Annotated in this window: 23 protein-coding genes; 6 read left to right on the forward strand and 17 right to left on the reverse strand. The window is 63.0% G+C overall.

Going from position 1 to position 25,078, the window contains the following annotated elements; translation table 11 throughout:
* Positions 1 to 411: 411 nt before the first annotated feature.
* Positions 412 to 942 carry a class I SAM-dependent methyltransferase gene (locus ACQR0Z_RS27920; RefSeq protein ID WP_434879696.1) on the forward strand — a complete coding sequence of 177 codons (531 nt, stop codon included), beginning with the start codon at positions 412 to 414 and terminating at the stop codon, positions 940 to 942.
* Between the two features lie 42 nt (positions 943 to 984).
* On the opposite strand, the gene ACQR0Z_RS27925 is transcribed toward ACQR0Z_RS27920, so the two are convergent.
* The 3 genes from ACQR0Z_RS27925 to ACQR0Z_RS27935 form a co-directional block, all read right to left on the reverse strand.
* Positions 985 to 4,080 carry a hypothetical protein gene (locus ACQR0Z_RS27925; RefSeq protein ID WP_434920759.1) on the reverse strand — a complete coding sequence of 1,032 codons (3,096 nt, stop codon included), beginning with the start codon at positions 4,078 to 4,080 and terminating at the stop codon, positions 985 to 987.
* A 55-nt stretch (positions 4,081 to 4,135) separates the two neighbouring features.
* A complete protein-coding gene (locus tag ACQR0Z_RS27930) occupies positions 4,136 to 5,590 on the reverse strand; it encodes a hypothetical protein (protein WP_434920760.1) in 1,455 nt (484 codons plus the stop codon).
* Between the two features lie 139 nt (positions 5,591 to 5,729).
* Positions 5,730 to 5,969 carry a hypothetical protein gene (locus ACQR0Z_RS27935; RefSeq protein WP_434879699.1) on the reverse strand — a complete coding sequence of 80 codons (240 nt, stop codon included), beginning with the start codon at positions 5,967 to 5,969 and terminating at the stop codon, positions 5,730 to 5,732.
* Positions 5,970 to 6,277: 308 nt separating this feature from the next.
* On the opposite strand from ACQR0Z_RS27935, the gene ACQR0Z_RS27940 reads away from it, so the two are divergent.
* A complete protein-coding gene (locus ACQR0Z_RS27940) occupies positions 6,278 to 7,354 on the forward strand; it encodes a glycosyltransferase 61 family protein (protein ID WP_434879700.1) in 1,077 nt (358 codons plus the stop codon).
* A 183-nt stretch (positions 7,355 to 7,537) separates the two neighbouring features.
* The gene (locus ACQR0Z_RS27945; protein WP_434920761.1) at positions 7,538 to 7,822 is read left to right on the forward strand and encodes a hypothetical protein; all 285 of its coding nucleotides are present in this window, start codon (positions 7,538 to 7,540) and stop codon (positions 7,820 to 7,822) included.
* A 43-nt stretch (positions 7,823 to 7,865) separates the two neighbouring features.
* On the opposite strand, the gene ACQR0Z_RS27950 is transcribed toward ACQR0Z_RS27945, so the two are convergent.
* From ACQR0Z_RS27950 to ACQR0Z_RS27995, 10 genes are all read right to left on the reverse strand, one after another.
* Positions 7,866 to 8,288: a BA14K family protein gene (locus ACQR0Z_RS27950; protein ID WP_434879712.1), complete on the reverse strand. Its 423-nt coding sequence runs from the start codon at positions 8,286 to 8,288 to the stop codon at positions 7,866 to 7,868.
* A 392-nt stretch (positions 8,289 to 8,680) separates the two neighbouring features.
* Positions 8,681 to 9,799 carry an acyltransferase family protein gene (locus tag ACQR0Z_RS27955; RefSeq protein WP_434920762.1) on the reverse strand — a complete coding sequence of 373 codons (1,119 nt, stop codon included), beginning with the start codon at positions 9,797 to 9,799 and terminating at the stop codon, positions 8,681 to 8,683.
* Between the two features lie 118 nt (positions 9,800 to 9,917).
* On the reverse strand, positions 9,918 to 10,829 hold the full coding sequence (locus ACQR0Z_RS27960; RefSeq protein ID WP_434920763.1) for an acyltransferase family protein: 912 nt from the start codon (positions 10,827 to 10,829) through the stop codon (positions 9,918 to 9,920).
* Between the two features lie 9 nt (positions 10,830 to 10,838).
* Positions 10,839 to 11,138, reverse strand: coding sequence for a hypothetical protein (locus ACQR0Z_RS27965; protein ID WP_434920764.1), 300 nt, complete (start codon positions 11,136 to 11,138; stop codon positions 10,839 to 10,841).
* A gap of 400 nt (positions 11,139 to 11,538) precedes the next feature.
* Positions 11,539 to 12,081: an FkbM family methyltransferase gene (locus ACQR0Z_RS27970; protein WP_434920765.1), complete on the reverse strand. Its 543-nt coding sequence runs from the start codon at positions 12,079 to 12,081 to the stop codon at positions 11,539 to 11,541.
* 1,070 nt (positions 12,082 to 13,151) lie between these two features.
* Entirely contained in the window at positions 13,152 to 13,394 is a 243-nt protein-coding gene (locus ACQR0Z_RS27975) for a hypothetical protein (RefSeq protein WP_434920766.1), read from the reverse strand.
* Between the two features lie 163 nt (positions 13,395 to 13,557).
* A complete protein-coding gene (locus ACQR0Z_RS27980; protein ID WP_434920767.1) occupies positions 13,558 to 14,784 on the reverse strand; it encodes an MFS transporter in 1,227 nt (408 codons plus the stop codon).
* Between the two features lie 148 nt (positions 14,785 to 14,932).
* Positions 14,933 to 16,360 (reverse strand): DUF6880 family protein, encoded by a 1,428-nt coding sequence (locus ACQR0Z_RS27985; RefSeq protein ID WP_434920768.1) that lies wholly within the window; start codon positions 16,358 to 16,360, stop codon positions 14,933 to 14,935.
* A gap of 16 nt (positions 16,361 to 16,376) precedes the next feature.
* Positions 16,377 to 17,066, reverse strand: a complete 690-nt coding sequence (locus tag ACQR0Z_RS27990) for a substrate-binding domain-containing protein (RefSeq protein WP_434920769.1) — start codon at positions 17,064 to 17,066, stop codon at positions 16,377 to 16,379.
* A gap of 409 nt (positions 17,067 to 17,475) precedes the next feature.
* Positions 17,476 to 19,512: an NAD(+) synthase gene (locus tag ACQR0Z_RS27995; RefSeq protein WP_434920770.1), complete on the reverse strand. Its 2,037-nt coding sequence runs from the start codon at positions 19,510 to 19,512 to the stop codon at positions 17,476 to 17,478.
* A 180-nt stretch (positions 19,513 to 19,692) separates the two neighbouring features.
* Here ACQR0Z_RS27995 and ACQR0Z_RS28000 point away from each other — a divergent pair, with 180 nt between their 5' ends.
* Positions 19,693 to 20,544, forward strand: coding sequence for an SDR family oxidoreductase (locus ACQR0Z_RS28000; protein ID WP_434920771.1), 852 nt, complete (start codon positions 19,693 to 19,695; stop codon positions 20,542 to 20,544).
* Positions 20,545 to 20,559: 15 nt separating this feature from the next.
* Here the strand turns inward: ACQR0Z_RS28000 and ACQR0Z_RS28005 are convergent, their stop codons facing one another.
* Positions 20,560 to 21,216 (reverse strand): TetR/AcrR family transcriptional regulator, encoded by a 657-nt coding sequence (locus tag ACQR0Z_RS28005; RefSeq protein WP_434894332.1) that lies wholly within the window; start codon positions 21,214 to 21,216, stop codon positions 20,560 to 20,562.
* A gap of 87 nt (positions 21,217 to 21,303) precedes the next feature.
* Here ACQR0Z_RS28005 and ACQR0Z_RS28010 point away from each other — a divergent pair, with 87 nt between their 5' ends.
* On the forward strand, positions 21,304 to 22,236 hold the full coding sequence (locus tag ACQR0Z_RS28010; RefSeq protein WP_434920772.1) for an SDR family NAD(P)-dependent oxidoreductase: 933 nt from the start codon (positions 21,304 to 21,306) through the stop codon (positions 22,234 to 22,236).
* Positions 22,237 to 22,352: 116 nt separating this feature from the next.
* Positions 22,353 to 22,832 carry a hypothetical protein gene (locus ACQR0Z_RS28015; RefSeq protein ID WP_434859786.1) on the forward strand — a complete coding sequence of 160 codons (480 nt, stop codon included), beginning with the start codon at positions 22,353 to 22,355 and terminating at the stop codon, positions 22,830 to 22,832.
* Positions 22,833 to 22,926: 94 nt separating this feature from the next.
* On the opposite strand, the gene ACQR0Z_RS28020 is transcribed toward ACQR0Z_RS28015, so the two are convergent.
* The 3 genes from ACQR0Z_RS28020 to ACQR0Z_RS28030 form a co-directional block, all read right to left on the reverse strand.
* Entirely contained in the window at positions 22,927 to 23,553 is a 627-nt protein-coding gene (locus ACQR0Z_RS28020; RefSeq protein ID WP_434859892.1) for a hypothetical protein, read from the reverse strand.
* A 184-nt stretch (positions 23,554 to 23,737) separates the two neighbouring features.
* Positions 23,738 to 24,004 (reverse strand): hypothetical protein, encoded by a 267-nt coding sequence (locus ACQR0Z_RS28025; protein ID WP_434920773.1) that lies wholly within the window; start codon positions 24,002 to 24,004, stop codon positions 23,738 to 23,740.
* A gap of 96 nt (positions 24,005 to 24,100) precedes the next feature.
* A complete protein-coding gene (locus ACQR0Z_RS28030) occupies positions 24,101 to 25,069 on the reverse strand; it encodes an NAD(P)H-dependent flavin oxidoreductase (protein WP_434920774.1) in 969 nt (322 codons plus the stop codon).
* Positions 25,070 to 25,078 lie beyond the last annotated feature (9 nt).

A 25,078-nucleotide genomic window follows, 5' to 3' on the forward strand; every position in this document is an offset into this window, starting at 1 on the left:
CCGTCCTCCTGAAGCCTGCCTGCATAGCATGTTACTGCCCTCCATCAAGCACTTGCCGGCAACAGGCGGGAGCAAATCCCTACTCTAGCGCCGCCAAAATCACGCACGATGATGCATCTTTCTCGAGCTGACTTTGCAAAACCGAGAACTTTGCCCTAGGATGACGAGAATATCAAAAGTGTAAAACATCGGGGTGTTCTACCGGCTGTGAAGCTTTACCAACCTGAATCGCTCATTAAATCTATTGGCCGCAGAATGCTGCAAAGGCTGTTTCCGCACGCGAACGTAATTGGATCGGCCGTCACTGAAGATGACTCCCGCAGCATCTTCTCCGAAATATATCGAAGGAAGCTCTGGGGTGGCCGTCTTTCGACTGGTCCTTACTCCGGCAGCGGAAGTCGCAATCCTCGCGTGGTCGATCCCTATACTCAAGCCGTGAGCGCATTCCTGTGCGAGCTAGGCAGCCCCTCGGTCGTTGACGTCGGCTGCGGCGACTTTCACGTCGGCAGTCAGCTTGTGGATTGCGCTGGACGATACATCGGTTGCGATGTGGTCGACTTTGTCATCGCTCAGAACCGACGCAAGCATCCCAACGTTGAATTCCTCGTGCGTGATGCCGTCACCGACGAGTTGCCGCCGGGCGATGTCGTGCTGATCAGGCAGGTCCTTCAGCATCTCAGCAACCGTCAAGTCTCGCAGATCCTACCCAAGTTATGTAACTATCGTTTCGCGGTCGTGACCGAGCATATCCCCGGCTTTAGAGATTTCGTGCCTAACCTTGACAAGGCAGCCGGGCCGGATCATCGCGTCAACTTCGGATCTGGCCTCGTCTTGACGGAGCCGCCCTTCAATCTGAAGGCCGACAACATTCGCGTGCTCTGCGATGTCGAAGAGTTCGGCGGACGGATCCGAACGACGCTTTACGACCGACCGTGGCTATGATCCGCACGGCCATGGCGCGTGTGGTGCCGGCATAACGCGGCGTCAAGTTCCGCTGTTGAACTCATGGATGGCGTCATAGCTCGAATAATGCTCGGCACCATAGCCGCGCGGGAACAGCCCCCATTGTGACCTCTCGTAGCCGTATTGCGCCCCTGCCGCCTCGCGGCCGGGATGTGCAGCCACCACGTCGGCAAATCCTTGTTTGTACAGGGCCTTGTATTGCGGACTGAATTTGTAGCGATAGACCATATCAACGATCTGCGACGCCATTTCAGTTGCGTCGTCCCGGCCACTCACCGTGTATATCGAGACGCTCCAGCCGAGCGATTTAATCCTTGCCGCGAGGCCCGGAACGTCAGTGAGAGGATCATTGGTGCCGTTGTTGATATTGCCGACACCGAATTGCGGACCGCCTTCATAGTGAAAGACAGCCATCTTGCGCGATCGGCCAGCATCGAATGACGCTGCAATCTGCTCAATTTGCGGATAGACCTTCGTCTTGTAGTGCTCGAAGGTGATACCACCGGCGCCCGGCGTGCTTCGTTTGACCACTCCATAGATCTGGGCCGATAACGCCGTATAGGCCGCCCCGACATTGCCAGTGGCGTGGTCTTTTGCGGCCTGTAACAACGGCGCGTTTTCGGAAGCCGCCCCCTTGATGTAGTTCACATCACCCGCAAGCCAGGGCGATCCCCAATATGGCGCAACGCCGATGGCATCACAAATATCGATCGGCCGGTTTGGCGCCGCGTTGTAGGACGGAGCGGGGCCGCCCCCCAGTCCGCCATGTGCGGCATAGATCCGGTTCGCTGCCGCATCGAGACTGCCACCTTTGAACTGGAACATGTTGGTGTTGCCGAGATCCCAGGTCGCCGACTGATTGAAGAGATAGAGCTGGGCGCGGGGTCGCTTTACGCTCCAGGCAGCGATAGTGAGATCGCCATACTGCTTCGTCCGCAACGCGGTGATGCTGTAGTTCGGATTGTTGCTCCCGGATGCGAACCCCAGACAGAAGCCCTTTGACATCGCCCTCCCCCAGGGCGATTGGCCGAAGTTCCACATTTCGTTGCCGACCTCGGTGCCAAACTTCACCTCTGGCTTGAGATTGTCCCGGAAGTAACTGGTGACGTCGGTGATGAACTGCGCATTGGTGTTGATCGGCCAATTGATCCAACAGCCGGCGCCGGTGGCATTACACAACTCCACCATGTATTCGAAGGGAATGGATTGAAGCAGGCCACCAGGGCGCCAGATCCAGCCGTCGAGCAGATAGCTGTAGATGAAGGTTCCCGTGGCGCCTCCCTCGCCGAAGGTCGCCGACACCGCACCGGTGCTCCGCAGCGACAGCGACAAGCCCTCGCCGACCCAGGTGTCGGCCTGCTGGATGTCCAACGTGTTGGGCGGCAGACCGTGCGGAAAAGCGGAGATTCCGGCCTGCTTCAAAACGGCGTCGCTGTTGATCGCCTGGTGGAGGCTCGTGCACAAAGCCTGGAGCGTCTTGTCGGAGCCGATCCTGAGCTCGTACGATAGGGTATATGCGCCACCTGGCAAATCGGCTCGGCTGAAAGTCAACGACAGGATTTCGGCATTTGAAACATTTCCGCCGAAGCGCATGCGAATTCTGTTCTGGCCCGCCGCGAGACCGTAAGGGTCGAATCTGCCGATGCGGCAGAACGTACCAGTCGGACCCGACACATAGTCGATCGAAACACCTCCCGCTTGCGGCGTGATCGGAAAAAAACTCAGATCTCCAGAATTCCAGACGCTAACTTTCCCCTTGAGGACGGCGTCAGAGCTGAAGAGATCCATCAGATTTGCTCTGAGCCCTATGAAAGTCGTGTCCGAATAGCGCTTGCCCGATCCGACGACATACGCAGCATCATATGGAGTTCCGCCATTGAGCCAGGGAGCGGAGAAGCGAAAGACTAGTTTGCTACCAGACGAAGGAACGGCACCGGAAAACCGCAATATCCGGCACTGCGCGCCGAACGCATAAATGTACTTCGGGCCTCGGCCGTCGACATTCAACGTCGGATTGATCCCTGTGTTGGGCAAGTCGAGAGTCCCTTGAACGACCTCGTTATCACGGTATCGTCCAGCAGATGGTCCCGTCCGGCTGCCACACATGTAGGCATCATCGGTCCCCCGCTTGATGCTGCCGACCCAATATTCAGGTACGAACCTCCCTACAGACCCAGGATAGAACAAGCTCGTAGCCGGGACGCGTTGCGCGAACTCGTTCTCGTAGCTGGCTTGTACCCCCATGAGGTCCATGAACCGCAGCCAGGATGGCCGGAGATGACGCATCTGCTGTACCAGGACCGGATCCACAAGCGCCCCGGAATCGACCAGGGTCTCGTTCTCGGCCTTGCAGAACACGAGATTGCTGAATCCCGAAAACGTGCCCTGGGCCAGGACGTAGACGGCGATGTTGGTCGCCTGCCAGATCGCTTCACCGCCCGGTCCGCGATAGGGATCGTTCGGATCCCAGGCCGCCGGCTCCCCCGTGAGCGCATTGGCGACTAGATCCAAGCTATTTGGCTCGATCCGCACGCATTTCCAGATGCCGGCCGCGGCGGCTTGGCCGCGCCCAGCCAGCGCCTGGACCTTGATCACGGGGCTCGCCGAATTTGCAAAGCCGGGCTTGAACGTCAGGCGCACGCGCCGGCCGCCGGCGCCGTTCTCGACCGGCGACGGCGACATGTTGAGAATGTTCGCTCCGAAGGTCAGGACGACCCTTGGATTGGTCTTGTCAAGGATCGTCGTGTTGTAGTTCGTCTCGCCCGTATTACCGCTAACACCAACGATGTTCTGGCCGCCACTGCGGATCAGTGCGCCAGGCGAAAACTGCATCGAACCGCGTCCACGAAATTTCCAGACGAAATCGCCGAAATACCCCTCGGGCATCGAAGGGTTGGCTGCCAGGCTGCGTGCGGGCGTTCGCAATGGGTAGCCATTCGCGTCCTGGTTCCCCGGGTCAGGAGAGAAGCTGAATCCTTTGGCTAGGTTCGCGTAGCCGGCGACAGCATTGATGACGATCCGTCCAGAGTCCGCATTCGCGGCTGATGCCGCGGACGGAAGGAATTCGGTCAATGCGAGGGCACCAGCCCCCGACAGCAACTGACGACGGTCAAGCATCGCTATTAATCCTTTATCAAAAATCGATCACACCCAATCTGATTTGCTAACCTCGTCAACCGACGGGACGGTTGCGGGGCCGTGCGGGCATGTGGCGGACCCGATCACGATTGCGATTTGGCACGTCAGGAAAGACGACCTGTCCACTCACCTCTGCCATCACAGGCAACTCAACAGGCGGCGCCGCTTGCGGCTTCCGCTGTCGCACCTTGGCCGCACAGGCCTCCGAGGCTCCGAGCAACGTTCCAATTATTAGCCAAGACCAAGGACTGAGCGTCGAGTTCGGCAGCAGTTCGACGACGTTGACCGCGGTCAGCAGAGCCAGACCGGCCAGCAGCACTGCATCTCGAAATGAGTCGGCCCTGCGCAGCGCACGCAAGGCAAAGAAGACCGGCGCGCCGAGCAGCCCGAACTCGGCGATGAAGCCGATCAGACCAAACTGCCCCAGCGTGATGATCCAGCGGCCATCGGTGACGCTGGCGTCACCTGCGAGTCCTTCCCACGTCTCGAGGTGGATTCGGTTTCGCCCGAACCGTCCCCACCCGAAGACAAGTCGATCCGCTGCATGCTGAAGCAACTGCTCTTCCTGGTCGAACCGGAATTTCAGCGAAAAGGCGCGATCCTGATTGATGCTTGACGCTACGTCGAACAGCATATTGGTCGGGAACACGCCCGCAATCCGCATCGCCGGATAGGTCAGGGCCAGCGCGACCAGGATGACGGCGACCTTGGCCTGCAGGCGCGGCTGTGTCCATCGCACCAGGGGAACCAGCACGGCGCCATACACAAGGGCGGCGCCGGATTTGCAAAGCACCAGGACGAAGCCGAGATAGAAGGTGATGGCGCCCGCCGGCGCGGAGCGCACCACCACCACCTTGGCCCGCCACAGCACGGCCGCCGCGACCGTCACTGACATCGCGAAGAAGCCAGCGATCAGGCCGTGGCCCATGAACACCATCGGCCGGAAGCTGCCGCCGTCGCGTATCTGCTGGATGAAGTCGCTCGGATAGTAGCCGTAAAACCAGAAATGGAGCTGCGGGCTCATGCGGATCTCGAACAGCAGCAGCAGCGAATAGCCGAGGCCCGCAATGACCAGCGCCACAAACACCGCCTGCACATCCTCCATTCGCCGCAGGAACTCCCGCCCGATCAGGAATGGGATCAGGGCGATGAACTGAGCCAAGGCGGCGGAGAAGCCGTCATACAGGCCGACGCCGGGAATGACCGAGCGGCCGACATAGATCGGATCGTTGTTCAGCAGCGACGTCACCACCGGGCTGAACAAGAAGACAAGCATCAAGACCTCAACCAGGCCGAAGCTCCGCCACAGCCTGACGGCGCGGTTCGTGGCCAACATGCAGCCGGCGAGCGCGCATAGGCTCGGAATCGAGAACTTGTCGAATTGCGGGAGCATCGGGATCTTGAAGAAGGTCCCGACTGGAAGCAGAAGCTCCGCTCCCAGCATCGTCCACAACGTCGCCTGCACCGGCGGCCGCGTGGCATAGAGCACGATGGCGACGACCGGCCAGATCAGCAGCGTGACATAGGCGAATGAATTCGGCATCGCGACGTTCGCCTGGCCCCAAGGATAACGAAGATCCGGCGGTACTTATGACGTCAGCTCCGACGGCAGGCCCGGATCGCCGGACCTATTTGCGCTGGCAGGACTGCTGGCAGAACTGAGCCTGGTTGTCGCAAGCGCTGAGGCAGGGGCCGCTATAGGAGGTCGGGCAAACACGCTTGCAGGCATCGGTCTGGCTGGCGCAATTGATGAGACAGGCATTCCCGCTCTCGGCCAAGCGCCAGGGACTCTTCACAGCCGCGCCGGCTGCGGTCGTCACCACGGCTGCAACCAGCGCCGCTGCGAGACCGATTGCTCTCAACCTCATGTCATCCTCCGACCGAACCAAGCCACTCAATACCGCATCTTGGGCGGGGCTGGCTACCCGTTCTGCGAGAGCTCCACATCCCATGCTCCGCGCGCGAACTGAGGCTGCCGAGCCTCAGTGGAACGCCACATCAGCACCACCCGAAATGGAGAAAATCCGCAAAAACGACTTTCAGCGGTAAAAACCAATGCGACGCAGGAGTTCCGACCGCGTTTGTTGCAGGTTATTCTTGTTGAATGCGGCTATTCCGATCCGGAGCGCTTTCATATAGCAGTTGTCGCCTTGCTTCATTCAGACTGCGGTGTCTTTTGGTCGTTCCGGTCCGTTTCGTTCCCTATGTCAACTACCTCCAGCGCAGCCTTTTCGGCGGCATCAGGCTGGATCAAGCTGCCCATCGCCGGGACGTCCTGTGCTCGGGAGAGACAATTCGGGCGAGACCCGCCATCGTGCTCCCGGGACAGGCCGATGCCGTCACAGGCACCTCCGACGGCACGACAGTCGCCCTTGAGCTCGCCGCCGCCGTTGCGGACAGTCTTAAGACGAGCCCCACCATCGCGTATCGCATCGCGGACACCGTCCTCGTCGATGGCTCCGTCTATCGCGGGAGCTTCAAGGCCTTCATCGCGGCACGCCCGCATTTCCACGACCGCGAGGTTCGGCGAGTGGCACGAGCTGGCCTCGCTTCGTCTCATCTTGCCGGGCGGTATTTCGGCCATTGGCTGGCCGACGATAGTCTCCAATACGAGCTCGCCCAGGAGCTCGGCGAGCCGCTCTGCTTTCCGCTGCCCATCTATTCGGAGCACCGCGATTTCTACGCGGCGCATCTGCGCCAAGCCTATTCGCTCACCAGCCGCGCCGTGGTGAAAGACCTCACGCTCTATCAGGATTTCTACTGGGGGATTCATCAGAATAGCCTTCGGCGATCACTGACACGCTCGCTGAGGCAGCGGGCGCGGAACAACACACCCTCCAAACGAGATCTCTTGATCTACCTCAAGCGCGGCAAAACCGGCAGACGCCGTCTGATCCACAATGAGGACGAGATCGTCGCAAGACTGACGCAGAACGGCTTTGTCGTGATCGACCTGGAGATGATGAGCCTCCCGCAGATCCATGCGGCTCTGTCACGGGCAAAGATCGTGGTTTCGATCGAGGGAAGTCACGTCAGTCACGGCATCTTCTCGATGCCCGAAGACAGCGGCCTGTTGCTGCTGCAGCCCCCCGACCGCTTCCTGGCCTTTCACCGCGGCTGGACCGAAGCCGCAGGCGTCTGGTTTGGTTTCGTCGTGGGAAAAACGGCGGAGGGCGGGTATCTGTTTTCACCCTCGGATATCATGCGGACGCTCGATCTCATGCTTGGTCGCATTGAAACCCGCGTCCCGTAACGACCCGGGCAAAACCGTGTTAATATCGGAAGTCCGAGGTCTCTTGTCGAAACGGCGGTTTCGCAGGATATTCGTCAACCAAACGCTCGGGCAGCGCTGCCGCGTCAACCGGACGGGCAGGTCAGACCGGAATGGGACGGCTATTCCGGCCGTGGCGACGAAAAGATCGCACAGGAGACGCAGATGGGGTTTCGCTTCACAGAGTCTTTGGTGCTTTCGGCCGCGGCTGTGGCGCTTTTCGTCACAGCAGGTCCGGCGGATGCGCGGCATCGGCGGATAGTCGCAATTGCCCATGAGCCGGGCGTCTGCAACGTGGCTCCGAGGCCACTGCCCTTTATCTATCCCGCGCCAGACTGGCGGCCTTTCTTCCACAAGCACTATTACAGGTTCGATCCGACGCCGACCTGCGTCTGGTCGGAGGCCCCCGTGGTGCCGGTGGCACAGACCATCATTTCCGTTCGCTATTGAACGTCATGCGCCGACCTGACGGCCTAGGCCCGTCTGGTCCAACCTATGATCGGCACGGCCGCCGGCGGCCACCGAAATCCCGGTAACTCTCGGTCTTCGGGTCATAGCTTCGGAACGATGTGCAGCCCACGGGATCGCCGGGACTGGAACGCGAAACTTTTGGCTCGGTGCGCTTCTCGCCGGATGGATCTTTCTCCTGCGCAAGCGGCTGGGGCTGTCCTGAAGCGCCGTCATTCGTCCTGCTTTCGCCTCCTCCGGAGGCCTGTGGCCGCGCTTGGGCGGCCACAGTCCCCGTTGTCTTTACGGCATCCGCCGCGCCTTCGGCAGACCCGTCGTGGGCAGCGGGAGCCCTCCCCGCCTCGGTTGCGGCGGATGTCTGCTCTTTCTTTCCGCGATGAAGGTCGATGAGATCCTTACAGGCGAAGGGAAAGACGACATCGCCCGCCGCGGTGATCCCGATTGGCATACACCCTCCCGGCGGCGGCTGGTCGGGCGCGGTCTCCACTGCACCAGCCGTTGATTTGATCACGCCGGTCGTCTGAGCCGCCGCAGCGCCCGAGACCAGCAGGAGCAGCTGACATGATAATCCGACGAAAATCTGCCTGTTGAAAGACAAGTCAGTGCCCCACACGATACTTTTGAGCCGGAAGTCGACCAAATCGACAGCATCGAAAACACGGTATTTGTGGCGAAACTATCGCGGCAGGCCGATTTTGAAAGCTGCCGGGCATAAGCGGCGTAGAAGCTTTTTTTCACGGCTATTGCGTTTCCTGCAAGCTCATTTTCGTCTGCGACTGCTTCGCGGACTCTTGCAGCGTGGCGCATGACGCCGATGTCCCTTGGTCTGCGAAGGCGTGGTCAGGGCTGCATTGCTCCGGCGGCTTTTTGGCCACCTTCCGGGCCGCCCACGCACCGTATCGCCCGCCGCATCATGGGCTCTCCGTATTTCGCGATCAACCAGGACGCCAGCGCACCACAAGCAATCGGCACGACTGGCAAAAGAACCGAAGGCAGAAACGGAGCGTGAAACGCCAAGGATGGAAGCAGAGCTCGGATGAACGGATAATGGATCAGGTACCACGGATAGCTAATGAAGCCGAAGAACAGTAGTAACCGTGACGACAGAACTCTCTGCCAGATCGGCATGCAGACCGCCGCCGCGAACAATAGGACGACCAAGCAGAGACCCACTCTCTCTGCAACCGCAAATCGCACCGTTACTGCGGAGATCATTCCTACGCCCAATGCGAGAACAAGTACAATTCGCCGCCTGTCTCTGTAGAAGATGTAGAACAGCGCACCGGCTGTAAACCAACCGAAATGGATGAAGCCGATCCAATCGGCAGCGGCCGCAACTCGACTGGGAAGAGAGTTAAGATCCAAACCAAACACTAATCGCAGGGCCAGCGAGCAGACGAATATCGAAAAGATGAAAAATAAAGCGATCGCTCGCCCCCCAGCGAAGTACGCCATGGCGAAGATAACGTAGAATACGACCTCAACGTACAATGACCAGAACGATCCTTCCATCCCATCAATACTGAGGCCCGTCAGCGCGTGGATGAGAGCCGGGTTGAGGAACGTCAGGCCCGGAACAAGGTTGATCCACGTTTTTGGGGTGTTCGGCCCAGCACCAACGAAACTCTCAAATCCCAAGATCAGCAATGAGCCGATCAACATCGCAGGAAATAGCCGCAGCCAGCGCCGCACTAGAAACGAAATGAGATCCTTGCACGTCTCTAGGCTCATCAAGATGACGAAGCCAGAGATCAAGAAAAACAGCTGGACGCCCTGCCAGCCTAATCGGATTGGAATGACTTCATACTTGGCCCCGAACGGCAAGGCATCCGGGAAGGCCACGTAGCCGTGAAACACCACGACCGCCAGAATCGCTATGCCTCGCAACCCGTCAAGATACTCGATTCTCCTGCGCTCCACCCTCATACCCTCGCCATTCTGAAATGAAGACAGGCTCAAGAAAACGATCGATCAAAAACAATAGCAGGGAGTTTCCCTAACCGTGCGCGCCAAGCTCCATCCGCAGCACGCTCCAGGGCATCGGCGCAATCGGGGCGGACTCGTCGCGCGAGCCGCTTCAGAACGAATCCGCCCCCGCACCTCGCGTCGGAGACGATGAAGCCACGAGAGGCCGGCGACGGGCCCGTCCATTGGCCCATCGAAGGAATTTCGATTCGAACATGGACGATATCAGAACTGCGACGATGACGCTGAATGCAATCCCGAGCGTTGCAACCCAATACCATTCCAGCTGCGGAGCGGTACGCTTGAGGATGCCATGGACAATGAGAAATGAAGGGATGTGGCAGAGATAAAGTGAATAGGAGATCTGACCCAGCCATATCGATAGTGGTGGCCCGCCCTTCAACAAGCTCGCCAAGTTGAGACGACTTACAAGAATTGCGATGCACATGCCCATTCCAAAATACAGATTTCTTGAATTCGTGATCACATCGAGCGGCAGTTCACCTCCGTAGGAAAGAAGCCGGGATGATATGATTGCCGCAAGCCAGACAACGGCGAGAAGAATCCCGATCCGCAAGCTGTATATCGCGATCGAGAAAACGGCATAAAATAGCAGTTCGTGCCGTAAGGACCAAGCTGGATTGATCAGCAGATTTGAACTTGGTAGCAAAAGATAGTTTGTCAGCAGGTACATTGGTGTGAGATGCAAGACATGTGATGGGTTCCCGAGGAACTGCCGGATCAGCAGCGCACCGGTGAGGATCAGCCAATAAGTGGGGACAATCCGATAGAAGCGACGCCTCAAGAAGACGAGCGGCTTGCCGGATCCGAGTTCGTGTCCATTGACGTGGTAGATGATGAACCCACTTAGGACAAAGAAGAAGTCCACCGCCCAAGAGCCCCAGGGCCAAACAAAATGGATATAGTCCGGCGTTTCGATCAAGTACCAGTGGACATGACAAATCACGACGGCAAACGCCGCAATACCGCGCCCAAACTCCAATAACTTTAGTTTCCCGCCCACGTCAGAAGGCTACACCTCCGACCAGCTGGGCCTCCAGCCCAAAAAAGCGCTTGACAAATTGATTTCCATCACTGGCAGATCTTTGGGCTTTTCATTGCCCCCCGGCTTCTCCCCGTCGAGGAGATTTAGCAGCGCATGACTTTTGGTAACAACGTTCCAGTTCTCCAGCCTTGACGTCCCGAAGCCAAACAGCTCAAGGCAGCAGAGGACAAGAATGCCAGGCCGGGGAGGCTCCTGGCTGAACAGATGCTCAACGCGGCGGCGCATCTGGAAGCCAAGCTGGGCTGTCGGAACGGCCAGCTCGCTCAATCGTCGGGCGGATCGGACGATCTGCGCTACCGCGGTCCTGGGTGCCGATCCAGAGCAAGCGAGGCCGCATGCGCCTTAGTTGCTTGACCTGGTGCCCGATCAGTTCGCATGCCGGTGATGCCGCCGCACCCCGAACGTCGTTGACCGCTTCGCGCGGGAGTGTCTGGGCGCGATGGCCGACAGCTTGACTTCGGGACGGCGCGGGGCGCGCAACTTAGAGTCAGCTGAAGCTGCAGTGAGGCAACAGGACTCTATCGTCGCGGACAGGAATCGAACTCACCAGCAACGCGATGCCGGCTTGTCGCAACGACAGCGCGATCGGCTGGCACTTCACTGCTCCGGTCGAGCTGCCCCCCAGAACGCCTTCGTCGGGCGCAAGAAACAGAACAAGACGTACAAATTATCGAGGAGACCGACAAACAGTCAGCTCATCACAATGAGTGATAAAGTATCCTCTCCCCTCGATTGCGGAATAGAACACGTCTTTAGCAACATCTCCATGGAGCTCGATCACGAGATTGTCCACACGATCTATCCAATCTTCGGAACCTGAGCCAAACAATTCGATCTCCGACCCTTCGATGTCGACCTTAAGAAGGGAGATGCGATCGTGGCCACTATGCCCTAGAATCTCCAGAAGAGTGACAACTTCGACACTTTCAGACTGTTCGCTGCGCGCTATCCTTCTAGCCCACTCAGATCCTCGCCGCATTGAACTGCCCTCGATAGCCACCCCCTCTTTGCGTGGCCATACGGCCGCTTGGACGGCCTTATACCGACCGCTATATGGCCGAAGGTTACGCCGAAGAATCTCGAAGTTAGCCGGATCAGGTTCAACTGCTATGACATAGGATTTAGGAAAATGGGACAGAAAATTGGCAGATGAATAACCAACGTTTGCACCCAGATCGACTATCAGGGACGGATTAGTTAGATTGTCCAAGCATCTATATTCGCGCTGAACGAAGATCTGATTAAAAACCCAAAGATCGCTCGTACCACGACGAGCAAAAAGCGGATGGCTAGAACACTTAGAAGTAAGTTTTCAGGACTTCAGAACTGAGCTTTTTTTTTGAACAAACAAGTTTATGGCTGAAAGCATTCCGAGGTTTCTGACTGCAGACTTGTATGAGTCAAATCGCGCCATGTTATATCACCATCTGAATAGAGGGCAGGCTATCCTACGATCGCACTCAGACCAACGGTGGCAGCACCGCATAACCTACTTGGAAACGACAACCAGACAACACCCTACCGAAGCTTGATCGTTGGATTGTCCTGTAGCTTAGAGACGGCGATAAAATCGCGAGTTTCTTGAGACGGCGCACACAACCACAGTAGCAATAAACCACCATCTCAATGACGCTCGCCGGTATATCAATACCCAAAGACCCCGGCAAACGTTCGTCTTGATCGAGATCAGGGAGACCCTTCCATCTGACGAAAGGTTGGAGAGGTCTTCGACGACGAGCGGTTGGTCGCCATCGATGAGCATATTACTATTCTGAGCCGCTTCTGGCGGCAGCTTGTCCACTTGTTGATAGGTCGCATCGGCCCGTACCCATCCCTCGTCCTGAATTTGTCGCAGCTCCCCTTCTTTCATCAGAGAGGAGGCTCCCTTTTTTGGTGTAGCGAATGGCGGCCCGCCAAGCGAGCCCGGGTGGGTCACAAATACGTTCCTAATGCTGGCGGTGATCCCGCGACGATCGAGAGCCTCGCGACCTTCGGCTCACAACGGCGTCTTAGCGCGAAATAATAGTCCCGCCTCGTCGCAAAGACTCACGCTTCTCTCATCCGCCCAATCGGCGTGCCTCACCGATATGACGGGAGTGCCAGCCTTGTATGGAAGAATGGATTTGCCGCAGTTTCGCTAAGGCGCGGCGCCCTCGAATTCAGAGGTGCGCAATCTGGTCAGAGGCACAGACTAAGCAAAGAGATTGCAAGGACACCTACGATGACTGCGTCGGAAAGCTAAGGCGGCTTTCCGACGCTCAGGAAGGACAAATCTGACTCCTACTTCCCCATGCTTCCTGCCTGGTTCGTGCCCGGGCCGACATTGCCCTGGCTCGACGAGGTGGAATCACGGCCGGACTTCATGTTGGTGCTGCCGGGCCGCATGTTGGCGCCGGTGGTCTGGGAGGAGTTCGTCGACATCGACGACTGATGCTTCTTGTGGTGCTTGGCTTGGGCGGCGAACGGCGCGGCGGCGAAGCTGAGGGCGACGAGCGTGGCGAGGGCGAGCTGAGTCTTCTTCATGGATCCGATCTCCATCGGGTTGAAACGACACGCTCGCCCAACCCGCTGCTGACGACCGCGTTCCGGATCACCGATCAAGCGTTGGTGTGCGCTGGATCTGCCTGATGAGGAACGGAATGCTGTTAGTCGTGGCGCAGCGGGCGATTGCTGCTTCGCAACAGGCTCACGCCGTGGCCTGCACCGGCGCCGCCGCCGGCTGCGTCTTCGGGAACGGCCTGAACGTCATCATCATCAGGACGGCGCCGAGGCCCATCACCCAGGAGCCGACATAGAGCCACGTGTAGCTGGCAAAGCTGTCATAGATCAGGCCGCCGGCGAGCGGGCCGGTCGCCATGCCCAGGCTGCCGGCCATCGCGGTGCCGCCGATCACCGTGCCCATGATGCTCTGCGGAAAGTTGTCGCGCGCGATCGATGCGTAGAGCGGCATGGTGCCGGCATAGAGGAAGCCGAAGGCCGCGGCGACCGCGTAGAACGCGGCGAGATCGCGCACAGCCACATAGGCGAGCGCGCCGAACGCCTGCGCCAGCAGGCCGAGGACGAGCACGCGCTTAGGCCCGAAGCGGTCGCCGAGCAGGCCGAAGGCGATGCGGCCGCCGAGGCCGGCAAGGCCCTCGATGCTGTAGATCGTCACCGCCGCCATCAGCGGGATGCCGCAGGTGACGGCGTAGCTGACGGTGTGGATGATCGGGCCGGAATGCGTGGCGCAGCAGAAGAAGTTGGTGGCGAGCAGGATGAGGAACTGCGGCGAGCGCAGCGCCGCCGATCGTGTCATCTCGGCCGGCGCGGCGTCAGGCCCAGCCGCGAGGACGGCGCCGGGCGCGGACAGAGGCGGGCGGCCGACCAGCAGCGAGGTCGGGATCATGATGGCGGCGACGATGGCCGCGATGCACTGCATCGCGGTGCGCCAGTCATAGGTCGAGACGAGCCAGGCCGCGAGCGGCGACATCGTCATCGGCGCCACGCCCATGCCGGCCGACACCAGGGAGACCGCGAGGCTGCGATGGGTGTCGAACCAGCCGGTGACGGTCGCCATGACCGGCGGAAAGATCGCCGCGGTCGCGACGCCCGCGATCAGGCCGAACAGCAGTTGGAACATCAGCAGCGATGATGTCAGGCTGGCCAGCAGAAGACTCAACGCGAGCAGGGTCGAGCCAATCAGCAGCACGGGCCGCGGACCGATGCGGTCGGACAGCGTGCCCCAGGCCATGCTGGTGCAGGCCATCGCCAGGAAGCCGATCGTCAGCGCGCTGGAGATGCCCGCGACCGACCAGCCGGTCGCGGCGGCCATCGGCTTGAGGAACACCGGCAGCGAGAACAGGCCGCCGACGGCGACGCAGCCGAGCACGCCTCCCGCCGCCACGATCACCCAGCGATAGCGAGATGCGTTCATCGGTCGTCTCCGTTCTACCCGGCTCTTTCGGGAAGACGTGTGGATTAGCGCCGAGACGACACGGAACCGCATTTTTTCTGGGCGACCGTGCGGAACCGCAGGATATCGCGATCAATCGCTGCGACATCACGCGATCGAACGTTCCGCGTCAACTCATCAGGTCCCAGAAGCTCGCCTTGCGGCCATGCTCGAACTTCAGGCGCGCGAGATAGGCCGCGTGCGGCTCGACAGGGCCGAAATCCGCGATGACCGCAGCGAGGCTGCCGCATTCGAGCAGATGGCGGGCGGCATGGCGATAGCGGCTGGTGCGGCTGCCCTGCAGCGTGTCGTCGATCATCGCGCGCAGCAGCAGCGTGGCGGCAAGCGGATGCTTGCCGGCGAGCGCATCAGCGGCCGGGGCGAGCACGTGATAGGCCTCGCCGTTCAGCTCGCGGCTGCGCGCCAGCACGAGCTTCGCGGCGCGATCCAGCGCCGGCCAGCGGATCAGGAAGTCGAGCGCCCATATCAATCGCGGGAACTGTTCGACGTGATCGAGCGCGCGCCGCTCGGCCTCGACGTCGTCGAAGTCCGGCAGGCGCTTGAGATGAGCGCGCAACTGCCGTGCGTCGAGGCTGCGCGTAAAGCAGGCCCAGCGCGCGGCCTGCGCCTCCTCGCCACGTCCGAGGCCGTCGAGCACCTCGATGCGCGCATCCTCCCAATCCGGATCGGGACGGCTCGGATTGCGAAGCTCGGCGGCGTCGAGGACCTGCAGCGCCTCCGTGGCCCGCCCGGCCGAGAGCAGCCGCAGGGCGATATAGGCCGCGATCTCCGACCGCCTGCTCTCCTCCTCGTCGAATTGCGCGATGTAGAGGTCGACGTCATGGGTCGCATCCGCGATGGCCAGCAACGCTGCGCGGCAATTGCTGCTGCGGCGGTGCTGCTCCGCCTCCTGCTCATAACGGGCATCGCTGCTACCCCAACCCGCGGCCCTGCGTTGGGCTAGCGAGGTTCGTTCGACCGGTGTCTTGGCGAATTCGACGAAGCGCTGTTTGAGATGCGCAAGCCCGCGCTCGCCGAGCGCCGGGGCCACCGTCTCGATCAGATCGCCATATTGTGCATAGGCATTGCGGTCGAGAGCGATGAAGACGCGGTCGGCCAGGGCGATGGGATCGGCCTTGGCGGCCTCAGCCAGCGGGCCGAGATCGGCGCAGGCCGCGCAGAAGATGTCGTGAAGCACGCCGTCGCTGTCGTCACAGCGGCTGAGGACGCCGTTCGCCAGATCCATGAACTGCCACATCAGCTCCAGCGCCGCCGATGCGTCGTGTTCCGCGACCTGCTTGGTGATGCTGCCGCGCAGCGCCTCGAGATCGCCGGCCAGCGGGCGCAGCTTGTTACGCTCGAGGAAGGTCGTGGCGCGGGCGATCTGCGTCATCCGCTTGCGCAGCTCGGTTGCGACCTTGGCCGGCGTCGCGACCTCGAGCTTCAGGCGCCGCTTGACCGCCGCATCGCGCTCGGCGACCTCCAGCAGCAGCTCGGCGAGGCGCTGCGCCCCGAGCTGCTCCAGGGCCTTGGCAGTCAGCGGCGCGCTGGAGACCATGGCAGTCCTCTCCGGCTCACACGGGAGTCATGCCGTGCTGGCGCTTAGTCTCGGCGGTCTCCTCGGAGACGAGATATTCGATGAAGGCGCGGGCTGCTTCGGGATGCGCGCCGGCCTTGCAGAGCGCTGCGGCGAACACCGTGCCCGGCTGCAGGGCGTCCGGCAGCAGCCCGACGATGTCGATGCCGGGGGCACCGAGCATCTCGCTGAGCTGCTGGAAGCCGACGTCGACCTCGCCGTCGGCCAGCAGCTTGGCGACGGGAATGCCGGGCTTCGCCTGCACCAGCCGCGAGGCGCCGTCGCCCTCCAGGCCCCAGTCGCGGGCGAGCTTCTGGACATGGGTGCCGCTCGGGCCGGTGGAGATGCCGATCGCCTTGGCGCTCTCCATCGCCTTGCGCACGGCGGCCTCGTCGAGCGGATCGGGTTTTGGCTGCCCTGCGCGCACCGCCATCGCCATCGGCGATTCCGCGATCTCGATGATGCTGCCGGGGACCAGATGGCCATCGGCTTCGAGCTTCTGCAGCGCGTCTGACGCGAGCACCGCGAAGTCGAACGCCTCGCCGGCGCGGATGCGCTTGGCGGCATCGACGCCGCCGACGGATTCGATCGTGATCACCTCCCCGGTCGCCTCCTCATAGGCGGCCGCAAGCTCGGCGAGGATCTGCCGGGTCGCCATCGAGGAAATGCCGGCGGCGGTGACGCTCATGGGAGACTCCGTTGGACGAGAGAATTGCAGCGCTCCGAGACGACGCGCTGCGACGTCTTATCGGTATGGCAAGCGGGGCCGCGGGGCAAGGCAGAGGGATGCGACGTCATCGCGTCGAGTGCCGCTGCGCTCCCTCTCCCCGTTCTTCACGGGGAGAGGGTTGGGGTGAGGGGCAGCGGCATCGGCGGTGTTCGTTGAACACGCGGTCTTATGACAGTCCGCGCTGCGGACGTTCGACTACATCACAGAGACGGTCCTGCTGAAGCGAAGCTCGTTTGACAACTAAGTCTGCTCGTGGGGCTGCCCCTCACCCCGACCCTCTCCCCGTAAGAACGGGGAGAGGGAGCGCGCTGCCCGTGCTGAAACATCTCGCGCCTCCATGGCGAAGATGTCGCCCCGCTGAGGGCTCTTATTTCGGGACGCTCTCCAGATCCTCCAGCCACGCCACGGCATTGCCGTCGGACGGCGCGCGCCAGTCGCCGCGGGGCGACAGCGCTCCGCCCGCCACCACCTTCGGGCCGTTGGGCATCGCCGAGCGCTTGAACTGGCTGAAGGCGAAGAAGCGCTTGAGGAACACCTCGAGCCACTTCCTGATGTCGCCGAGCGCGTAGGCGTTGCGTTTGTCATCAGGGAAGTGCGGCGGCCAGGCGCCCTCGCGCGCGTTCTTCCAGGCGTGATGCGCCATGAAGGCGATCTTCGACGGGCGCAGGCCGTAGCGCAGCGTGTAGAACAGGTTGAAGTCCTGCAGCTCATAGGGGCCGATCGCGGCCTGCGTGCTCTGCGGCGTCTCGCCCTCCTTCACCGGCACAAGCTCCGGCGAGATCTCGGCGGAGAGCACGGCTTCCAAGGTGCGGTCGACATCGGCCGAGAACTGATGCGAGGCGATGACCCAGCGGATGAGATGCTGGATCAGTGTCTTCGGCACGCCGGCATTGACGTTGTAATGCGCCATCTGATCGCCGACGCCATAGGTACACCATCCGAGCGCCAGCTCGGAGAGATCGCCAGTGCCGAGCACGATCCCGCCGCGGTCGTTGGCCAGGCGGAACAGATAATCGGTGCGCAGGCCTGCCTGCACGTTCTCGAAGGTGACGTCGTAGACCTCCTCGCCGCGGCCGAAGGGATGGCCGATGTCCTTCAGCATCTGCGTCGCCGCGGGGCGAATGTCGAGCTCGGCGGCGCTGACCTCGAGCGACGTCATCAGCGCATGCGCGTAGGACTTGCTCTGCGCGCCCGTGGCGAAGCCCGGCATCGTATAAGCGAGGATGTTGGTGCGCGGCAGGCCGAGCAGGTCCATCGCCTTGGCGGCGACGATCAGCGCATGCGTGGAATCGAGGCCGCCGGAGACGCCGATCACGATGCGCTTGGTGCCGGTGGCGCGCAGCCGCTGCGTCAGGCCGGCGACCTGGATGTTGTAGGCCTCGTAGCAGTCCTGATCGAGCCGCGCGGGATCGCTCGGCACGAACGGAAAGCGCTCGATGCTGCGCCGGAAGCCGATGTCGGCCTCCGTCGGCTGCAGCTCGAAGCCGATGCGGCGCCAATGCACGCCCTGGTCTTGCGCGCGCGCATTGTCGTCAAACGTGCCCATCAGCGCGCGCTCCTGCCGCAGCAGGTCGAGATCGACGTCAGCGAAGATGGTCTGGCCGGTCTGGCGGAAGCGCGCGCTCTCGGCGAGCAGCGCGCCGTTCTCGAAGATCGAGGTCTGGCCGTCCCAGGCGAGATCGGTGGTGGACTCACCGACACCGGCGGCGGCGTAGATGTAGGCGGCGAGGCAGCGCGCGGAGGTGGAGCGGCACAGCAGCGAGCGTGACTCGGCGCGGCCGACAGTGATCGGACTGCCGGAGAGATTGGCGAGCACGGTGGCACCGGCGAGCGCGAGCTCGGAGGCGGGCGTGACCGGGACCCACATGTCCTCGCAGATCTCGACGCCGACCACGAGGCCGGCGACATCGGCGGCGGCGAACAGCAGGTCGGTGCCGAACGGCGCCATGGTTTCGGCGACCTCGATCATCTCGCCGCGGATGCCGGCGCCGGAGGCGAAGTGGCGGGCTTCGTAGAACTCGCGATAGGTCGGCAGATAGCTCTTCGGAATGACGCCGAGCACCTCGCCGCGATGGATCACGACGGCACAATTGTAGACGCGGTGCGCAAAGCGCAGCGGCGCGCCAACGATCAAGACCGGCATCAGATCGTGCGAGGCTTCAACCAAAGTGAGCAGACCGCGCTGGACGGCATCGAGCAGCGGGTCCTGCTTGACGAGATCCTCGATGGCGTAGCCGGACAGACACAGCTCCGGGAAGACCGCGACCGCCGTGCCCTGGTCATGGCAGGCGCGCGCCGCGGCCAGGATCGCCGCCGCGTTGGCGGTCGGATTGGCGACGCTGGACGCGGTGACGCAGGCGGCGACGCGGGCAAAGCCGTGGCGGTAGATCGAATGGAAATTCATCGGGGCAGTCTATCTCCTGTCGTCCAAGCATACGACATGTTCCATGACGGGAGCCATGACAAGGGCGGCAGGTCAGCACCGCCGCAGCCGCAGACGGCACGTCATTTGATTTGCACTGGCCGCCCAGGGACGGCTAACTCGGGTCCGAGTCCATTCGAGCAGCTCCGGTCCAGCGCAGGCATGAATCTCTTCGTCATCGGCTTCGGCTATAGCGTCCAGCGCTTCGTCGCCATGCATGGCAGCGCCTTCGCACGGATCGGCGGCACGGTGCGCAGCGCCGAGACACGCGCGCAACTGGCGCCCCATGACATCGATCTGTTCGACGGCACGGTGCCGGCCGCGGCGACGCTGACCAAGGCGGCCGAAGCGGATGTCGTGCTGATCTCGGCGCCGCCCGGCGCGGGCGATGATCCGGCGCTGACGCATTTCGGGGATGCGATCACGTCGGGCCGCGCACGCGTCGTCTATCTCTCCACCGTCGGCGTTTATGGCGACCATCAGGGCGCCTGGATCGACGAGGACACGCCGCTGGCGCCGGAGCAGGACCGGGTGCAGGCGCGCGTCCGCGTCGAGCAGCAGTGGAAAAGCCGGATCGGCGACCGGCTGGCGGTGCTCCGGCTCGGCGGCATCTACGGTCCCGGCCGCAACGCGCTGGTCGAGCTGCGCGCCGGCCGCGCGCGGCGCATCGTCAAGCCGGGCCAGGTGTTCAACCGCATCCACGTCGACGACATCGCCGGCGCGATTTGGGGCGCGATCCGGCGCGAGACCGGCGGCGCCTGGAACATCGTCGACGACGAGCCGGCGCCGCCGCAGGACGTCATCGCCTACGCCGCAAAGCTGATGGGCATCGCGCCACCGCCGGAGCTGCCGTTCGACACCGTCGACCTGTCGCCGATGGCGAAGAGCTTCTACGCCAGCAACCGCCGCATCCGGAACAGCAGGGCCAAGCAGGCCCTTGGCCTGGTGTTCGCCTATCCGACCTATCGCGCCGGGCTGGACGCGCTGTGGGCGGCGGGGGAAGGGCGGAGCTGAGCGAGCGAACACGGCTCAGGAGACGGCTGCGCAGGCCGCGCGCAGCCCGCGCCCGAACAGCCGTAAAGCCCCCTCCTCCGGCCCGGCCTCGCCGTCATGGCCGGCGAGCGAGCCGTCGATCCGGAGCATGGCCAGCCCATGCGCGAGCCCCCAGGCCGCCACCGCGGCCTGTTCGAGCGCTGCCGCCGGAGCAGTTGAACCGAGAAATTCCGCGAGAGCCTGGCGCAAAGGCGCAAACGTAGCCCGCTTCGCGGCGGAGATGTCGGGGTGAGCGTGCCAATCGTTCACCCCGACGCCGAACATCAGGCGGTAGAGCTGCGGCTGCCTCACTGCGAAACGGATGTAGTCGAGGCCGAGGCCGGTGAGCCGATCCTCGCCGGCCGGCCAGCGCGCCGCGGCCTCGGTCTGCGCGGCGGCCAGGGCGACGAAGCCGGCCTCCGCGATGGTCGCGAGCAGATCCTCCTTGCCGGCGAAATGATTGTAGGGCGCGGATTGCGACACTCCGGCCGCGCGTGCGACCGCCCGGAACGACAGCGCCTCCGCCCCTTCCTGCTCGAGCAGGTCGGTCGCCGCCCCGATCAGCGCACGTTTCAAGTCGCCGTGGTGATAGGGCCTGCGCTGGGGCTGGGAGGGCGGTGTCGTGGACGGCGTTCTGGCAGGCGGCTTGGTCATCGCAATTCAATGTTGACAGTGATCATATTCGGTCCGATGATGTTAACACTGCTCATATCCAGATGAAACCAGACCTGGAGCCGATTCATGACCGAAGCGAACATCTCTCCGCCGTCGTCGTCCACGACCTCCCGGCGGAGCGCCCTGGCCGGCGCCGCCGGAGGGCTCGCACTGGGTGCGATCGCGGGCGCCGCGGCGGTGGCGCAGGCAAGCCAACGTCCCGCTCCGACCATCATCGCAGCGCCGAAGCGGTTTGCCGGCAAGACCGTGCTGATCACCGGCGCCACGTCAGGGATCGGCCGCGCCGCCGCGATCGCTTTCGCCCGCCAGGGTGCGGCCGTCGTGTTCTGCGGACGGCGTGAGGAACTGGGCCGCGAGCTCGAAGCCGAGATCAAGACCCAGGGCGGCCGCGCGCGCTATATCCGGGCCGACGTCCGTGTCGAAGCGGAGATGCGCGACCTCGTGGCGCAGACCATCGCGAGCTTCGGCAGCCTCGACATCGCTCTCAACAACGCCGGCATCACGATCGAAAAGCCGCTGCACGAATACGAGGCCGGTGACTGGAACGACATCGTCGACACCAATCTGCGCGGCGTGTTCTTCGCGATGAAATACGAGATCGCCGAGATGCTGGCACGCGGCGGCGGCACGATCCTCGTCACCTCGTCCTCGGTGGCGCATCGCACGGGGCCGCGCCGGAGCATCTATACGGCGACCAAGGCGGGACTGATCGGGCTGATCAGGTCGGCGGCGCTCGACTACGCCGACGACAACATCCGCATCAACGCGATCCTGCCGGGGACCACCGACACCGCGCTGGTCCGCCGCGTCGCCGGCACCGAAGCCATGCCAGATGCGGTGTGGCAGATCGCGGCGACGCAATGGGCCCGAGCCAAGATGCCCGGCCTGAAGCGCATGGCCTCGCCCGAGGAAATCGCCGAGTTCGCGGTCGCGATGGCGTCCCCCGAACTGACCTACACGACCGGCGCGGCGCTGAGTTCGGACGGCGGCAGCGGCTGAGATTTTGAACCCCTCACGAAACCTTTCGCACCATCGGCGATTGCCACGAACAGAGATTGTCATGCGGGGCTGACGCGACCGGACGTCGCATCCCCCTCACACGAAGGATGTTCGACATGCAAGGCGATCAACCCATCAGTTGGCTGATGTTCTTCACCCTCGCCGCCGGCATCGTCATTGCCGCCGGCGCATTCCTCGCGTTCCTGCGTTCGCGCCAGAACCGCGAGATCGCGGCGGTCGCACTCGAAGGCGATGGCCGCGGCCGCGGCATAGCGCCCTCAGGCGCACTGCCCGAGATCGGCGGCATGGTCGTGCTCGGGCTCGTCGTCGCCGGCCTGCTGGTCGCCGGCTACCAGAGCGGCGGCGCGACCCGCTTTGCCGGCGGCGACAAGCCGACCGCGGTTCCGACCGCGCCGACCAACACCGACCGCGGCACCACCGTGGGCGCCGGCGCGGCGATCACCCCGCCGCAGGCCCCGACCATGACCCAGCCCGCCCGGCCCGATCCGGACCTGCGCACCGCTCCCGCCTCGTCGCCGACCGGCGCTGGTCCGGAAAGCGGCGGTCATCCGGAGGCCAATCCGCCGGCCCGCTGAGAAAAAGCACCCGAAACGCATGAAGGCCGCGCTTGGCGCGGCCTTTTTCATTTGTTTCATGTGGCAACGCTGGCCGCGTGACGTCACGCCGGCCTCAGATCGCGGAGGCCACCTTGTCGAGGCCGATGGTGCGGGCGAGCCGGCGGACTTCGTCCTTCTGGTCCTCGCGCAGCTGCCACAGCAGCGGCATCGCCGCGGACTTGAGCTGCTGCACCTCGTCCGAATCCGGATCGATCGCCACCGCGCCCGGCTTGGCGGCGCCCTGCCGCGCGGTGTGAATCTTCCTGGCGACCGCACGCAAAGCGGTCTCCACCGCCGGCCAATAATATTCCTGGCTCGAGGACAGCCGCAGCCGCTCCTTGATGCCGGCGATCTGCGTGTCCGACAGCAGCGAATAGGCCTTCTGCACCTCCGGCTTCAGCGGCGCCGGCGCCGGCTCGCTCTTGGCGAGGATCTTGGACTTCGGCACGATCGGCTCGGCGGTGACGGCGGCAGCCGCCGGCGCCTTCGGCATCTCCGGCTCGGCCGGCGCATAGGCATAGGCCTGGCGCAGCGACGCCTTCGAGGCGGCCGCCTGCTGCTTCTCCTCGGGAGCCGCAAGTGTGACCATCGCGAGGCGATCGCCCTTGGCTTCACGGTTGGAGGTCGGGCTCTTGGCCACCACAGCCGGCATCATCGCACCGGCCGAAGGCACGCTGTCCCGCATCAGGACGCTCGTCACGGCGGCGCCGGCGATCAGCACGCCCAGCAAAGCGACAAAAGCGATCGACTTCGTCACGCACATCTCCGTATCCCGGCCGACAGGCCGCACTTTGCCGTAAAGTGGGAGTTAATTAAGGCTTTACGATGCCACAGAAACACCCGGGCCACCATTCCGCCCTGTGAACATGGCGGATATTTTTTTCTCAGGCCGCCGAAGACAGCTCGGCGGGCATGTCCAGGTCATAGGCCGCCTGGATGTCGGCGACGATGTCGGAGGCTTCCCACAACGCTTCGGGTTCCACCGAATGCAGGCTGATGGTCCAGTTCCCGCCACGGGCGGTGCGCGCAACACTCATGATGTCGAACTGAACGTTTCGGCAGAGCGGATGCCGCTGCAGGGCGTGTCCGACCCGGATCCGGATCTCGTCGAGCGTCGCCCGCTCCTTCTTATCCACCCACGCCAGTCCCATTGCGCATTTCCACCTCATTCAACTCGGTGGATTGTGAGACCGGATGGTTAATGCTGACTTAAGTTGCCGCCCTCGCTGACTGAACTACACGGTGTTCTATCCCGGCAAGCCGGCATGACGGTATTCATCTGCCGTGCGCGCGACGAGCTCGGCCACGGCGGGAATGTCGGTGACGCCCGACGTCGCATGGCCGGCGCTCCAGATGTCGCGCCAGCGCGTCGGCCGCCGCTCGCGCGCGCCGATGTCGATGTCCTTGCCGATCTCGATCGCTCCGCGCGCCGGCAGATCGTCGGGATCGAGCCCGGCGGCGACGATCGAGGGCCTGAGCATGCTGGTCGGCAGGCCGGTGAAGGCCGAGGTCAGCAGCACGTCATCGGCGGAGCTCTCGACCAGCATCGCCTTGTAGCGCGGATCGGCCATGCTCTCCTGCGTCGCGATGAACTTGGTGCCCATGTAGGCGAGCTCGCAGCCGAGCACTTGCGCCGCACGCAGCGCGACGCCGTCGCTGATGCCGCCGGCGAGCACCACCGGGCCGTCGAAGAAGCTGCGGACCGCGCGCACGAAGGCGAACGGATTGAGCCAGCCGGTCTGGCCGCCCGCCCCCGCCGTCAGCAGCACGAGTCCATCGGCGCCGGCCTGGACCGCGCGCTCGGCATGACGGATCGAGGCGACGTCGGCGAACACAAGCGCGCCGACATCATGCAGCGGCGCGATGACCGGCGCCGGCGAGCCGACCGAGGTGATGACGAGCTCGGGCTTGTGCCGCAGCAGCACCGCGAGATCGTCCGCCAGCCGCGCATTCGACCGGTGCACGATCAGGTTGGGGCACGCCGGCGCGGCCGCGGCGCCGCCGACCTCGCCCGCGCGCGCAAGCCGATCGCGGATCTCGCGCAGCCACGCGTCGAGTTCGTCTGACGTGCGGCAGTTGACGGTGGGGAACGCGCCGATGATGCCGCTGGCGCAGGCCGCGCTCACCAGCTCGACGCCCGAGACCAGAAACATCGGCGCCGCGATCAGCGGCAATCGCAGCCGCGCGCGCAGGCTGGCCCATCTCGTCTGCTGCACCGCGTCTCC

This window comes from Bradyrhizobium sp. HKCCYLS3077 (genome assembly GCF_051167555.1).
In the GTDB taxonomy this organism is placed as follows: Bacteria; Pseudomonadota; Alphaproteobacteria; order Rhizobiales; family Xanthobacteraceae; genus Bradyrhizobium.

Bases quoted from the DNA above. Each gene is read 5' to 3' on its own strand.
- ACQR0Z_RS27950 (WP_434879712.1), bottom strand. From the start codon at position 8,288: ATGCCAATCGGGATCACCGCGGCGGGCGATGTCGTCTTTCCCTTCGCC.
- ACQR0Z_RS27985 (WP_434920768.1), bottom strand. From the start codon at position 16,360: ATGGTCTCCAGCGCGCCGCTGACTGCCAAGGCCCTGGAGCAGCTCGGG.
- ACQR0Z_RS28025 (WP_434920773.1), bottom strand. From the start codon at position 24,004: ATGGGACTGGCGTGGGTGGATAAGAAGGAGCGGGCGACGCTCGACGAG.
- ACQR0Z_RS27935 (WP_434879699.1), bottom strand. From the start codon at position 5,969: ATGAGGTTGAGAGCAATCGGTCTCGCAGCGGCGCTGGTTGCAGCCGTG.
- ACQR0Z_RS27990 (WP_434920769.1), bottom strand. From the start codon at position 17,066: ATGAGCGTCACCGCCGCCGGCATTTCCTCGATGGCGACCCGGCAGATC.
- ACQR0Z_RS28005 (WP_434894332.1), bottom strand. From the start codon at position 21,216: ATGACCAAGCCGCCTGCCAGAACGCCGTCCACGACACCGCCCTCCCAG.
- ACQR0Z_RS27975 (WP_434920766.1), bottom strand. From the start codon at position 13,394: ATGAAGAAGACTCAGCTCGCCCTCGCCACGCTCGTCGCCCTCAGCTTC.
- ACQR0Z_RS27925 (WP_434920759.1), bottom strand. From the start codon at position 4,080: ATGCTTGACCGTCGTCAGTTGCTGTCGGGGGCTGGTGCCCTCGCATTG.
- ACQR0Z_RS28015 (WP_434859786.1), top strand. From the start codon at position 22,353: ATGCAAGGCGATCAACCCATCAGTTGGCTGATGTTCTTCACCCTCGCC.
- ACQR0Z_RS27980 (WP_434920767.1), bottom strand. From the start codon at position 14,784: ATGAACGCATCTCGCTATCGCTGGGTGATCGTGGCGGCGGGAGGCGTG.
- ACQR0Z_RS28010 (WP_434920772.1), top strand. From the start codon at position 21,304: ATGACCGAAGCGAACATCTCTCCGCCGTCGTCGTCCACGACCTCCCGG.
- ACQR0Z_RS27995 (WP_434920770.1), bottom strand. From the start codon at position 19,512: ATGAATTTCCATTCGATCTACCGCCACGGCTTTGCCCGCGTCGCCGCC.
- ACQR0Z_RS27945 (WP_434920761.1), top strand. From the start codon at position 7,538: ATGGGGTTTCGCTTCACAGAGTCTTTGGTGCTTTCGGCCGCGGCTGTG.
- ACQR0Z_RS28000 (WP_434920771.1), top strand. From the start codon at position 19,693: ATGAATCTCTTCGTCATCGGCTTCGGCTATAGCGTCCAGCGCTTCGTC.